This window comes from Duganella hordei, assembly GCF_040369125.1.
Lineage (GTDB): Bacteria > Pseudomonadota > Gammaproteobacteria > Burkholderiales > Burkholderiaceae_D > Rugamonas > Rugamonas hordei.
The window spans coordinates 78,133-89,430 of sequence record NZ_BPWI01000020.1 but is presented as its reverse complement, the minus strand read 5'-3'; the positions used below and the strand labels follow the sequence as shown (position 1 = coordinate 89,430).

Sequence of the window (11,298 nt, the reverse complement as noted above, 5' to 3'; positions counted from 1 at the left end):
AACGCATGCTCGGGCGGCTCATCGCCTCGCAAATCGCCTCCGCATCATTCGCGTCGTTCTTGTTGCTCTTCACGTACGGCTTGACGAACTGCGGCGCGATGAGCTTCACCGCGAAGCCGCGTTTCTGCAATTGCCGGGCCCAATGATGCGCGCCGCCGCAAGCTTCCATACCGATCTCGCAGCCAGGTTCAATCTTCTCCAGCAACGCCGCCAGCCATTCCGCCCGGCCCAGCTTCTTGCGCCATACAACCTTTTCGCAACGATCAACCCCGTGCACTTGAAAGACGCTCTTGGCGAGATCGACGCCGACGCGGATAATCTTCATGGTGGACTCCTTCTCTCAACTGGGTGTGTCGAAACTCCAGTTTAGGCGCTCAGACGCCGGCAGGTGAGGAGGAGTCCATCCCATTGCTTCTGGCCGATTACGGCATTAGAAATTTACTTGCTCCAATCAGGCACTGAGTAACCAGAATCGCGAAATATTGATAGCAATAGACCGTCGAGATTTGCGTCACTAAGACCTTGCGTCTTGCCAGGCCCCATCCAGCGCCAGACAAGCTGTTCGGCCAAACTGTCTAGTTCCGCAAACTCATCCGCGAGCATTTCACCGAGGCGAATATTGCTCATCGACGAGTCAGCAGCAAAGATACGCCGGAACACATCGCTTGGGGCGCGGCCAGCTAGAATTTCATGGAACACGGCTAGCTTTTCCATAGTTGCTTCCAAAAACAAGAGCGGCGGCTTCTTGCCGATTCGCGTCAAAAATTGCGCTGCCAGAAGGCCTATGGTCCATCGACCGAACCCACGTCCATGCCATCGTAGCTACTCACCCCGAAACGTGCAGCGACATCGTAGAGGCCCTGATTGAGCTCATGGAGAGACTGTGGTGAATGACGTTCAATCCGATCCATCCGCAGAAAGTAAGCCGAGGTTTCGTTGGATTCATCCGGATCAAGTGTCCCGATAAACTCATATCCTAACGTTTCCAAATGCTTGGCAATTGGAAGCAGTTTGCCTCGATCAGTGTCAACGAAGAAATAAGACCACCGGCACACGCCATCGATACTCCATGTAGACCGTCCCGACCGGTAGGTTTCCCTAGTCTCGGCGAAAAAATTTTCAAGCTGATCTTGTGTAATCATGTTCTTAGACGAGAGTGTTTGACAAAGTTATTGATGTCGAGCCGACTGGCAGCCTCTACGGATAGCGAACGTCTGTTTTTTGGCCGACAGCTGTAGATGGCCCAAAGCATCATTTTCCAAAGCGTTCTTCAATTTTCTTAACCCCATCCAATATTTTTTCGGCAAACGCACGAGCTTCCGCAGTGTTGAACTCAACAGGGTCTTGATACGGCATCGCAATGACTTTGATAAAAATTAGCCCTTCATCCTCGGACACCTGGCAGTCGATAAACTCTTCATATTGCGCCACATTTTTTTCAGTCATAACTCATCCTTGGATCGCGCCGCTTTGAGCGTCGGTTATTGGCCATGAGCGGCATCATACGGCGGAGTCCTCTGGATTGACGGTCCAGAATGACGTGCCCGAATGGCGGCGGTCAACGAAGTAGTGATGATTTTTTCGTTTAATAGCATCTATCGAACTCATCTCTAAACCACATCCGTCATCCGCGCGCCTGATTCGGCGATATCGACCAAAGCGAACGCTTGACTCATGACCAGCAGACCTGCGCGATAAAAAGCTTCCTGAGACGAATCTACATCATGCGCAGTGATTTCTCTAACGCGCACACCGCCAGAATCCGGAAAATTCGGGAAGTAACGAGCAAGCCCCTGACTCAGGCCCTTCATAATCGCATCAGCGAACTCTTCTGGCGGCTGGGCAATGAAATGTATCCCTGGCTCTTGGTTGTAATGGAACTGTATCCGCAAACCCGCTGATTGAAATCGCGAACCCAAGTGCACCCTGAAAAATGCGTAGTGCTCAACTTCTCCTGGATGATTCAGCGGCATTACAAAATCTCTTTCCTATAAAACTTGGCTCAAATTTGAGCGACCGTTCCTGGCCGAATTCGGTCCCGCCTAGCAGGATACCACCTTGCTGAAATGGAAAGTGCGCACTTTCTCACTCATGTGAGGTATCTCGGCAGCGTTGACGATGGAATATACCTGAGCAACGGTAGATTGAGTTCTCAATCACTGCGTGTACAATCAGCACATCCTCATTCATTGAAAGAGCCATCTATGTCGACTTCTTATCAGGAAATCCAAAAGCAAATCGCGGAGTTGCAGGCCAAGGCTGAAGAAGCCCGACGCGCTGAACTGACTGCTGCCCGTGCACAGATTCAGGCGATTATGAAGGAATATGGGTTGACGCTGGCCGATTTTGGCGGTGGCGTTAAGCAGCCTAAGGCCGCACGCAAACCAGTAGAAATCAAGTATAAAGACGGCACAACCGGGAACACCTGGACTGGCCGTGGGCGCGCACCGAAGTGGCTCGAAGGCAAAGACAAAAATCAATACCTTGTTAGATAATTACTCCGCTGCGCGGCGTTCTTAAGCCCATTTATGCATCTGTTTGTTCGGCCATCTCGAGCGCATCGTCGACCTCGATTCCGAGGTATCGCACGGTGCTCTCCAGCTTGGTGTGACCGAGCAACAACTGCACCGCCCTCAGATTTTTTGTTCGGCGATAGATCAAGGTCGGCTTCGTTCTGCGCAGCGTATGCGTACTGTACGCCGTAGGATCTAGCCCTATTTCATCGAACCATTGATGGACAATACGCGCATATTGCCTAGTTGTGATGTGTGGTGAATCCCCTATGCGACTGGGGAACAAGAAATCGTTGTGCGTGAGCTTTGCCACCGCGATCCATTCAGCCAGGCTTTTGCGAGTACCAGCGGTCAATTCAAACTGCACCGGCTGCTTTGTTTTTTGCTGCATCACAGTCGCTCGGTTGGAGACGTGGCTACCGTGGCAGACGTCTTGCACCCGCAACTGAACAAGGTCGCAGCCACGCAACTTGCTATCGATGGCCAAATTGAAAAGCGCTAGCTCTCGCTGGCGGACGTGGATTTCGAGGCGAACCCTGATCGCCCATATCTCGCTGATTCTCAACGGTGCCTTCTGCCCAACTAGTTTTCCCTTGTTCCAGGGCGCATTGTGCTTACGAACCTCTGTATCGTTATCCATGATAGACCTCCATTGATTGGAGCTCTACTATGCGCGTTCGCGGCAGCGCCATCATCCCATTGTGGGAATGTGTGACATTTTCATTTCGGCAAGCTGGTATCCTGTTCACTTAGGCCGAGTTCGGCCAGCAGCGAACTGTCAATCAGAAGCGCAGCAGATTCACCAGTAAGCCATAGGAACCTTCAGAAGCACGCTTCCTTCCGATCATGAACACTAGAACTTGATGACTCACATGCGGTTTATAAAATTGAGGGTCTTTTCGCTGATAATGTTTGTAAGTGCCGCTGATACTACGTCGGCAAATACGGATGTTGTCGTCCCTCCAGACTTGCCGGCGGCGTGCGCACCGAACACAAAGGCGGGCCTGCGACAAGAAGTCTATGGGCTTACTAGGCAACACGCCGGGAGTGCTTGGAACCTCGTTGAGACGTTCCTATGTGCAGACAAGAAAAGGGCCCAGCGGACGTTTGAAAAAGCCCATTCGCAGTCCATAGTATTCAGGATTGCAGCACCGACAGGAGTTGAAGAGAAGCCAGTGGAGGACATCCGTCATGAACTCCAACAACAGCTTCCTGCTGGGAAAGCGTGGGGACCGTCAGTTCGCAAAGAGGAAGAGGATTTGGTCATCTACTACTCCATCAATGACACTTGCTGGGATTTTTTCGGGCTGCGATTTATCGATAAGAAGTGGCAACTCGTAACATTGGGTGGCGGATGCGATTGACCTTTTCCGACCAACACTGGCCCTTGGAGCTGCCGGGGTGGAGATGAAAAGTGAGTATGAATTCTGGAGGTATGGTGTATGGACACGGTATTACCCAAATTTGCGGCGGCATTGATTGCCATATCACTGATTATTTTCGAACCGTGCTATGCCCAAGGAAATATTGCATTACAAATGGTGGTCCGCGAAGCTCGCTTAGATAGTTTGGCTGCTTTGAGTGCGCCACGCAGTTTATTTCCTCGTGCTGCGGCAGAGGATACAGACTTTGTGAGAGCTAGCGCGTGTATCGCAGCAGCTAAAGATTCTAGCTTCACTGAAATACTCTCCGACTCTGCGGGGGAAATTATGTCATCGCAAGAATTGGAACTAGCGCATTCGTTTTACAAGAGCCCTTTGGGCCGAAAGTATGGTGATCTGATGGTATGGCAGGCCCGCGCCGACCTTGGCTTGAACCAAACCATGCGCCCCCCCTCGTTTTCGAAAGAGGAAGAATACGCGGTCGCACAATTTTCGGGAACTACCGCTGGCAGCAAGTTGACAGTTCGGTCTCTTTTAACCATTCCGCAGACGGCAACACGTCTTTTTGAACTTGTCGCTCAAATCGTAAACGATTGCAAAATGCGATAGCCTACTCACGGTCTAACTTCGGCCAGAAGCCGCCATTCGTTGGGCTTTGGTGAACTAATAACTAGGAGTGGAATTGTTTTTGAAGATATTTGCAGGTGCGATTTTAGCGGTCATGACGATTGTACTTGCCGGGGTGTACGGGCTAACTTTTTATGTTTGGCCCACTGGGTTTAACGATGAGAAGTTAGCTGTAACACCTGAAGTTATGCAGCGCTTGCGTACTTTGCAGTTGGAGCATAAGTTCGACCCAGATGTCAGCACGTTCTACCCAGGGGCAGCTAATGAGGCGCAAAGGTCAGCTGCACAGGCAGTAGTAGATTCGGCAATTCAGTCACTGATTGATGAACTGCCATTGCGACCACAACGTTCGACCGTGCTTAGAGCACTGAAAGCTTCATTAGCTGATTTCGATACTTCAGAATCTGAGGAACGTGACCAAATTCTGGTGTACCTTACGAAAGTGATGCACATGTGTGGGGTCGAGAGTTCCTTTGAGCTATTCAATGTGTGGCGGTACGGATTCCCGTATGGCTGGTTCTTCTGACGGCCATCAGCGGAAGTTCAAACCAACTTGCGGAGGTTATCATGACGCGCGACACGGATAAAATCGACAAGGCAGTGCTGGCGCTCTTACAGCTGGGCCTGCACGATGAAAACCACACTTGGAAGACCTTTGATTGGGATGCGATGAGTCGCCTCTACGAAAAAGGTCTAATATCAAATCCTGTTGGGAAGGCGAAGTCGGTCGAGTTGACAGAACAGGGCATGGTCGAATCACGTCGCTTATTTACGGACCTTTTTGAAGCGTAATGTAAAGCAACGAGAGCGCGAACGGCCAGGAACGGCCATGCGGAATAAGATTATTTTTGGAAAAATAGATTTATGAAAAACCGGGTTATAGCGTTAATTTTGGCATTGTGTCTCACCTCTGCTCTATTAGCATTTAGTATGTTTGTTTCTATGAAGTCTTTAAATTGGTTGTTTCAAGTTAATCATCTTACATTGGTTATTTTCTCGACATTAAGTGTGTCCGTGTTATGTATTTCATTTTTCTTGAAAAGAAAATATAGACCTTGACCGAAACCGGCCAGAAGCAGACTGCTTATATCGTTGACTTATGCTGATAATTGCTGAAGAAGCTTTATGGATTGGAACCATACCCCTTGAATCTCAGTTGCGCTTCCTCGCTAGGCTGAGCTTTGAATTAACGGTGGTGGGACGAAATAGCTATGAGGCAGGTACAGTTGAACTTATAGATCCTCCTCAGCTTCGACAAGTGAACGAAATTCAGCATAGAGTGACGGCTTGTTTGTCGCAGCTTCTCGATGGTACTTGTCCTGAAGGCTTCGTTACTTCAATGGCTGACTGGGTGCTGCGGGCTAAGGATTCTGAGCTAGATAGATGGCTTCACAGAGGTTGGTCAGAGGCGAAACGACGAACATTACCAAATCCGATACATTAAAAAATGCGGCCTTCGGCCAGCAGCGGCCGGTCGCAAAGGTTGTGCACTCTTTTTTGCAGTAATGACGAAGGATCAACGTGTTAGGTGAAATCTTAAATGGTCACGCTCCGAGCGTAGTATTTCGGCGAATTTTCACCGCTGACCCGACTATGCACAATATCCGCCTGGCGGAAATGCTGGCTGATGAATTCATTGAACTCGATAGTTTGGCAGTGGAGCTCGTATGGCACTGGATGGGGCCAGGTAAGACCCAAGGACTTAGTGATGCAAGCCTTGACGCTCAATTACTTTCTTTATTTCGAGATTCTGGGTACGCTATTACTACTCAGAAAATCCGGATTGCTAGGCAGTAGTCGGCCAGAAGCAGACGGCTTCCGCAAAGTTGTATTGAAAGGAAAATCATGCGACACCTATTAACACTCGGCTTACTTATCGCAGCGTTCGCTCTCTACGTTTTGGGAGCAGAAAAAAGTTCCACTGCGCTGATGTTTATTGGCGCCTGTTTCGAACTAATTTCTTGGAAGCGCATGCGCTCCCCTAAGACTTGATGAGTTCGTCTTCCGGCCAAGAGCAGACTTCGATGACAACGGCACGTACGCTATTGGAAACAACAGAAGTTTGAAGTCAAATGGTTTTTCTTTACCGTATTGAGACATGAAAATTACGTTCTCCAACTATATCTCAGTGGTCTTTTTTTGGGCGCTGAGTTACCTGTGCGTTCCAAATCTATCCCTTGCTCAGGAGGCCAATAAGGAGGCGACGGAATCGACTAGTTACCGTGCATACGCGGACATGTCTAGTTGCAAACCAATTTGGCCGAAGGCCTCGTTGCGCAATAAAGAGACCGGTGCCGTAACAATGGAATTTCTGGTTAGCGCTGATGGCACACTGCTCGATTCTAAGATTGTTAGGTCAAGTGGTTTTCGAGACCTCGACAACGCAGCGCATGTCGGGCTTCGGGCATGCACATTCCACGCTGCCACGGAAAATGGCAAACCCGTGGAGTCCTGGATTAAATTGCAATATGTTTGGAAAATTGAATGAGCCGAGTATGCCAGTATTCGTCCAATAGCGGAACTTGAAAAATATCGACTATGAGATTTTTAGCATTCTGTGTCTTACTATTATTGTTATGCAAGCCAGCGCTTGCCGACGTGATTCAATTTGGAGCAGCAACGCGATGTGGTAGCGCGGGTTTCGAAATCGCAGCGGTAGTCCAACACAATAAAGAGTTTTCGATTGTAACCGACGACATGAACGGAATTCATGCGCTACCTGAAGGGACTCACGACTTGAAATGTCGCTTTGGAAGCGTCGCGGCCAAGATCACTGTTCGGGTATTCGGTGGAAGCAATGGCATGTGCATGGGAGCGGGCTATGTTGATATTGGCGACTTATTCGTCGGTTCTGAGAAGCTCCCAGTTAAAGGGCCTTTTAACTGGGATTGTAAAGAGAATGGCGATATGCTCGTCAAACTCCGTATCTATTCTGCCGAAAAAGAACTGCGTTTAGAGCGTTGCGTAGCAAAGGAATGGGAATGGGAGCATGGATATGTCGGCTTCGAGTGTAAATATATGCCTTTTAAAAGCCAAATTTCGAAATAAAATCGCATGTGTATGCCCAGTCGAAAATCGTTAATCTTCGATGATTAAACGACAGTCGGCTTCGGGGCGAAAACGGACTCATCCGGTCGCGAAACGGCACCGCCCTCCCCCTGCCCAATGGACGAGTTGAATGGCGCCGGCTACCGGCACCGAACTACTTTCAAAAACAAAGATCTCGAGCGCGAGTACGTAAATTTCGCGTAATCATAAAGATATAGGTCGATGAGACAGACTAACCGCTATCAAGTCGCCAATGCCTGTAGTGCAATCTCCTAGCTCAACAGAGATTGTGCGTATAAAAACTAAACTACCCCATCGATTTTTCGCTACCTGCGAAGCTACCCAACACCGTTCCTTGCATGATGAGGACGTTTCCTTCTTAGCAGCGGTAGTCAAATGGCGGAGCAAATTCAAGGTTTAGGGCGGATCAAAACTCTCGCAAATCGAGACGGAGACCTCGGCAGGCAAGGTCAAAACTTCTTTCTCCCCTGTTTGAGTTATGCTTGGCAATTACTTTTACAACGGCAGGACGACGATGAATTGGGAGCCCAAAAGCAAAAATCCAGCACTACTGACGGCTCTGGATGACTATCGCGATTTTGTCATGCGCATAGCGACAGTGTACGCAGGTACCCGCCTCATCGAGAATATAGATCTATCTGCCCTGCATGCATCCACCAAGCTTGCACTTTCCGACGATTTTTCAGAGAGCATGACCACGATCCGTACAGTCGCCCAATTGACCGACTCGATAGGCAAAGGCGAATATGGTCAGCTAGTCCTGGGGTTGGCCATCATTCAACTCTGCACAGCCTTCGAGATTTTTTTCGACAGTGCCGCTGCGGCATACGCGATTTCAGTGTCAAGGTCCGACGCATTTGACGCAACGCACGGATCGTTCTCTGTAAAAATCGGCAACAAGGCTTTAATGCAGATACGTAAGATCCATGAAGTCAAAGGCTTTACGAGCCCAACAAACTCGGATGAGGCGCTAATCAAGTTAAGCGCAATCGTTGAGGCTCGGAACTGCTACACCCATTGTGGCGGTGTTGTCCGCACCCAAAAGGCAAAAGACAGGCTATCGGCATATGGTATAAAAAGCGTCGTTGGACAGAAGCTTGGACTAAAAGACAACTTCCTAGATGACTTTTTGCACTACATGGCTATTCACGTCATGGCGGTTGTTAACAACGCACCTTGACGAAAATCTGAAAGCTAGCCATTCGGCGTACCAAACGCAGATGGAGTTGATGCCCGCTACCGGCAACGAATCGTAGAAACGACCAGAGGCTTACGATGCAGTTTCGTAAATTCCGCGTAGTGCCCCAATTCTGACGTTTGCACTACGGTTCCGTTGTGCGCCCTTCCCGTCATGGTGCAGTTTCAATGAAAGTACCTACGGAGACGAATATCGATTATGGGGGCATTTCGGTAGTTGGCGAATGGCACTACCTACCACATTGCATCTGGGAATTGAGGACCGAAACTCGTTGTGTCGGTAATTCGCTTACGTCCCAAGCCACGCTTCCTAATTCGCGAGCGTAACGCTGCAAGAGGCAGACGCAGCGCTGGTTTTGGCCCGCAACGAGTGTGGGGAAATTCTCTCTCCCGCTTAGAGGTTAGGTCAACCTAAACCGGCACGGCTCCGGCTGGTTCACCTTAGATCTAAGTAGCTCGACTGAGTAATTGCTGGTGTTGAGGTATGGAATCGTAGGTCCCTAATGTTCACTGTCAGTGAATATTTATTGACTCAGTTGCAGAGCTGTGGTCTACTTCAGTCAGGCCGAGTGTTACCGCTCGGGTGGTTTTCGAAATACGTTGTTTCCTTCTCAAACGCAAAGGTAGCAAAACGACCCTGTATTTAGGGTTGCCCACTTCCAGAAGTAGGCTAAATGTCTCGCAACGGGCGATGTGCCCAGTGCGATGAGCCAATCGACCGCGTAAGCGTCATTGCCAGTGTTATCGGCATTGGGGGCTGCATGGGGGGCTGTGCTCTAAGACGTGTGACTGGTAATGGGCTTGTTATGTCGGGCTGGCACCTTCCGGCTTTTGCTTATGGGGCTGGGCAATTTCGCCCGGATTGAGGAAATCATTATGACTAAACGTAACTTCGAAAAAAGTGTTCGGACGCTGAAAAGCCTTCGTGACACGTACTACAGCCAGCTCGACATTAGCGTTGTAACTGAATTGAATGCCGTGATTGCCGAGCTTGAGAAAGCTGACAGTCAGCTGAATGCAGAACGCAAGCAGGATTTGGGTTTGCGCGCGCTTCAGGTTTTAGGCCTTGTCATCCGTCTGGTCAGCAATATTCACGACTGGATGAAATGATGAATTCAGCCAAGGCGCAGCAAGCCCATTAATTCTTTTTGGCGTTTAATATGAATCTTGGTAAGTCAATCCATACTTGTAGGGTAAAGCGAGGAATTTCGCAGGCTGAGCTCGCCCGCCGCTCCGGCTGCTCCGTATCCTATCTGTCGATGCTCGAAAATTCCAAACGTGATCCCACGATGTCTACCGTTCAGAGCATCGCTACTGGGCTCGGCGTACCAGTTGAAATCCTATTTTTCCTTGGTGCAGAGCACGGCGAACTGGCCGGCATCGACAAGGCGTTAGCGGGACAGCTAGCTCTAACAGCGTTGGAACTGCTTGATGAACAGTTCGTCGAATAAATCAGGGCTCAACCCTGTCTATCCATTCGAGCCCATCCACGGGCTATCTGCCTTGTCAAAGGCCTTAGGTGTCCATCAAGACATACTAATCAAATACGCTCAGCGCGCGGATCAGCTGTACCGAGTGGCGAAGCAAGAAAAAAAATCAGACGGTACGATCCGGCAAACGTTTGACGCATACCCAGTTCTTAAGTCTATCCAGACTCGGATTCAACAGCGTATTCTTAAACGAGTGATTTATCCGGCGTACTTGCACGGAAGCCTTAGCGGATGCAGTCCACGGACAAACGCCGGGATGCATATCGACGCGAAAATCGCATTCGCGGAGGACATCGCCAACTTTTTCCCGTCTTGTCGTTATGGTCTTATAAAGAAGATATGGATAGGGCTAATGGGCTTCTCCGATGAAGTAGCTGAAATTTTGGCTAGGTTGACGACTAAGGATGGCGGGTTGCCGCAAGGTGCTGTAACTAGTTCGTTCTTGGCTAACCTAATCTTTTGGAATTACGAACCCGGCTTGGTGGAAAGGCTTAACGCAAACGGGCTGACGTATTCGCGTTACGTGGATGACATTAGCGTCTCTAGCAGACAACGACTACCAGTGAAGGCTCAATCTCGACTTGTTAGCGACGTATTTGGCATGTTGTTGCATCACGGGTTCCAGCCCAAGCGCGCTAAGCATGAAGTCTTCACTGCTCGTAAGGCCATGCGTACCACAAAGCTCCTGAACAATAGGCGTGTGGCGCTGACGCCAGCGCAGCGGCAAAATATACGTTCAGCGGTTTACTCTATTGAAAGGCAGGTGGCGGCGGGCGAACGCAGTGGTGATATAGAGAAAGAGCTCGCGCGCGTTGCGAGCAGAGTTGGGAGGCTTGGTGGTTTTCATGCAAAAGAAGGCTTAGCTCTGAAGCTACGGCTGAAGGTCGTTCGCTTGACGTTGGAAGCAACTCCCTCACAAATTATTGATCAAGTACCGCAACGCGTGGGCACAGCAACAACTGATACTCATAAGTTGCCGCCTTGGGAAGAGTAAATACACATCTTTGATTGCCAGGGAGC

At 49.6% G+C, this 11,298-nt stretch carries 16 protein-coding genes; 10 read left to right on the top strand and 6 right to left on the bottom strand.

The window, feature by feature from the left end; translation table 11 throughout:
- From ABWW33_RS29090 to ABWW33_RS29070, 5 genes are all read right to left on the bottom strand, one after another.
- The coding region (locus tag ABWW33_RS29090; RefSeq protein WP_353404895.1) for an IS110 family transposase at nucleotides 1-325 on the bottom strand (325 nt) is incomplete at its 3' end.
- 113 nt (nucleotides 326-438) lie between these two features.
- A complete protein-coding gene (locus ABWW33_RS29085; protein ID WP_353404894.1) occupies nucleotides 439-714 on the bottom strand; it encodes a hypothetical protein in 276 nt (91 codons plus the stop codon).
- A 68-nt stretch (nucleotides 715-782) separates the two neighbouring features.
- Entirely contained in the window at nucleotides 783-1,142 is a 360-nt protein-coding gene (locus ABWW33_RS29080; RefSeq protein WP_353404893.1) for a ribonuclease E inhibitor RraB, read from the bottom strand.
- A 109-nt stretch (nucleotides 1,143-1,251) separates the two neighbouring features.
- Nucleotides 1,252-1,446, bottom strand: a complete 195-nt coding sequence (locus tag ABWW33_RS29075) for a hypothetical protein (protein WP_353404892.1) — start codon at nucleotides 1,444-1,446, stop codon at nucleotides 1,252-1,254.
- A gap of 164 nt (nucleotides 1,447-1,610) precedes the next feature.
- Entirely contained in the window at nucleotides 1,611-1,973 is a 363-nt protein-coding gene (locus tag ABWW33_RS29070; protein WP_353404891.1) for a hypothetical protein, read from the bottom strand.
- Between the two features lie 231 nt (nucleotides 1,974-2,204).
- Here ABWW33_RS29070 and ABWW33_RS29065 point away from each other — a divergent pair, with 231 nt between their 5' ends.
- Entirely contained in the window at nucleotides 2,205-2,495 is a 291-nt protein-coding gene (locus tag ABWW33_RS29065; protein WP_353404890.1) for an H-NS histone family protein, read from the top strand.
- A 31-nt stretch (nucleotides 2,496-2,526) separates the two neighbouring features.
- Here the strand turns inward: ABWW33_RS29065 and ABWW33_RS29060 are convergent, their stop codons facing one another.
- Nucleotides 2,527-3,153: a tyrosine-type recombinase/integrase gene (locus ABWW33_RS29060; protein WP_353404889.1), complete on the bottom strand. Its 627-nt coding sequence runs from the start codon at nucleotides 3,151-3,153 to the stop codon at nucleotides 2,527-2,529.
- A gap of 802 nt (nucleotides 3,154-3,955) precedes the next feature.
- Here ABWW33_RS29060 and ABWW33_RS29055 point away from each other — a divergent pair.
- From ABWW33_RS29055 to ABWW33_RS29015, 9 genes are all read left to right on the top strand, one after another.
- Nucleotides 3,956-4,504, top strand: coding sequence for a hypothetical protein (locus ABWW33_RS29055; RefSeq protein WP_353404888.1), 549 nt, complete (start codon nucleotides 3,956-3,958; stop codon nucleotides 4,502-4,504).
- A 79-nt stretch (nucleotides 4,505-4,583) separates the two neighbouring features.
- Nucleotides 4,584-5,048 carry a DUF4844 domain-containing protein gene (locus ABWW33_RS29050; protein ID WP_353404887.1) on the top strand — a complete coding sequence of 155 codons (465 nt, stop codon included), beginning with the start codon at nucleotides 4,584-4,586 and terminating at the stop codon, nucleotides 5,046-5,048.
- Between the two features lie 41 nt (nucleotides 5,049-5,089).
- Nucleotides 5,090-5,314, top strand: coding sequence for a DUF6429 family protein (locus tag ABWW33_RS29045; RefSeq protein WP_353404886.1), 225 nt, complete (start codon nucleotides 5,090-5,092; stop codon nucleotides 5,312-5,314).
- 1,306 nt (nucleotides 5,315-6,620) lie between these two features.
- On the top strand, nucleotides 6,621-7,010 hold the full coding sequence (locus ABWW33_RS29040; RefSeq protein ID WP_353404885.1) for an energy transducer TonB: 390 nt from the start codon (nucleotides 6,621-6,623) through the stop codon (nucleotides 7,008-7,010).
- Nucleotides 7,011-7,060: 50 nt separating this feature from the next.
- On the top strand, nucleotides 7,061-7,570 hold the full coding sequence (locus tag ABWW33_RS29035; RefSeq protein ID WP_353404884.1) for a hypothetical protein: 510 nt from the start codon (nucleotides 7,061-7,063) through the stop codon (nucleotides 7,568-7,570).
- 535 nt (nucleotides 7,571-8,105) lie between these two features.
- On the top strand, nucleotides 8,106-8,771 hold the full coding sequence (locus ABWW33_RS29030; protein ID WP_353404883.1) for a hypothetical protein: 666 nt from the start codon (nucleotides 8,106-8,108) through the stop codon (nucleotides 8,769-8,771).
- 893 nt (nucleotides 8,772-9,664) lie between these two features.
- Complete coding sequence (locus ABWW33_RS29025) at nucleotides 9,665-9,898, top strand: hypothetical protein (RefSeq protein WP_353404882.1); 234 nt, start codon at nucleotides 9,665-9,667, stop codon at nucleotides 9,896-9,898.
- 50 nt (nucleotides 9,899-9,948) lie between these two features.
- Nucleotides 9,949-10,239, top strand: coding sequence for a helix-turn-helix domain-containing protein (locus ABWW33_RS29020; protein ID WP_353404881.1), 291 nt, complete (start codon nucleotides 9,949-9,951; stop codon nucleotides 10,237-10,239).
- The gene (locus ABWW33_RS29015) at nucleotides 10,220-11,272 is read left to right on the top strand and encodes a reverse transcriptase family protein (RefSeq protein ID WP_353404879.1); all 1,053 of its coding nucleotides are present in this window, start codon (nucleotides 10,220-10,222) and stop codon (nucleotides 11,270-11,272) included. Before ABWW33_RS29020 ends, ABWW33_RS29015 begins: the two co-directional genes overlap by 20 nt.
- The last annotated feature ends 26 nt before the right edge of the window (nucleotides 11,273-11,298 follow it).

Bases quoted from the DNA above. Each gene is read 5' to 3' on its own strand.
- ABWW33_RS29045 (WP_353404886.1), top strand. From the start codon at position 5,090: ATGACGCGCGACACGGATAAAATCGACAAGGCAGTGCTGGCGCTCTTA.
- ABWW33_RS29030 (WP_353404883.1), top strand. From the start codon at position 8,106: ATGAATTGGGAGCCCAAAAGCAAAAATCCAGCACTACTGACGGCTCTG.
- ABWW33_RS29055 (WP_353404888.1), top strand. From the start codon at position 3,956: ATGGACACGGTATTACCCAAATTTGCGGCGGCATTGATTGCCATATCA.
- ABWW33_RS29080 (WP_353404893.1), bottom strand. From the start codon at position 1,142: ATGATTACACAAGATCAGCTTGAAAATTTTTTCGCCGAGACTAGGGAA.
- ABWW33_RS29070 (WP_353404891.1), bottom strand. From the start codon at position 1,973: ATGCCGCTGAATCATCCAGGAGAAGTTGAGCACTACGCATTTTTCAGG.
- ABWW33_RS29020 (WP_353404881.1), top strand. From the start codon at position 9,949: ATGAATCTTGGTAAGTCAATCCATACTTGTAGGGTAAAGCGAGGAATT.
- ABWW33_RS29065 (WP_353404890.1), top strand. From the start codon at position 2,205: ATGTCGACTTCTTATCAGGAAATCCAAAAGCAAATCGCGGAGTTGCAG.
- ABWW33_RS29025 (WP_353404882.1), top strand. From the start codon at position 9,665: ATGACTAAACGTAACTTCGAAAAAAGTGTTCGGACGCTGAAAAGCCTT.
- ABWW33_RS29035 (WP_353404884.1), top strand. From the start codon at position 7,061: ATGAGATTTTTAGCATTCTGTGTCTTACTATTATTGTTATGCAAGCCA.
- ABWW33_RS29075 (WP_353404892.1), bottom strand. From the start codon at position 1,446: ATGACTGAAAAAAATGTGGCGCAATATGAAGAGTTTATCGACTGCCAG.
- ABWW33_RS29085 (WP_353404894.1), bottom strand. From the start codon at position 714: ATGGAAAAGCTAGCCGTGTTCCATGAAATTCTAGCTGGCCGCGCCCCA.
- ABWW33_RS29060 (WP_353404889.1), bottom strand. From the start codon at position 3,153: ATGGATAACGATACAGAGGTTCGTAAGCACAATGCGCCCTGGAACAAG.
- ABWW33_RS29015 (WP_353404879.1), top strand. From the start codon at position 10,220: ATGAACAGTTCGTCGAATAAATCAGGGCTCAACCCTGTCTATCCATTC.
- ABWW33_RS29040 (WP_353404885.1), top strand. From the start codon at position 6,621: ATGAAAATTACGTTCTCCAACTATATCTCAGTGGTCTTTTTTTGGGCG.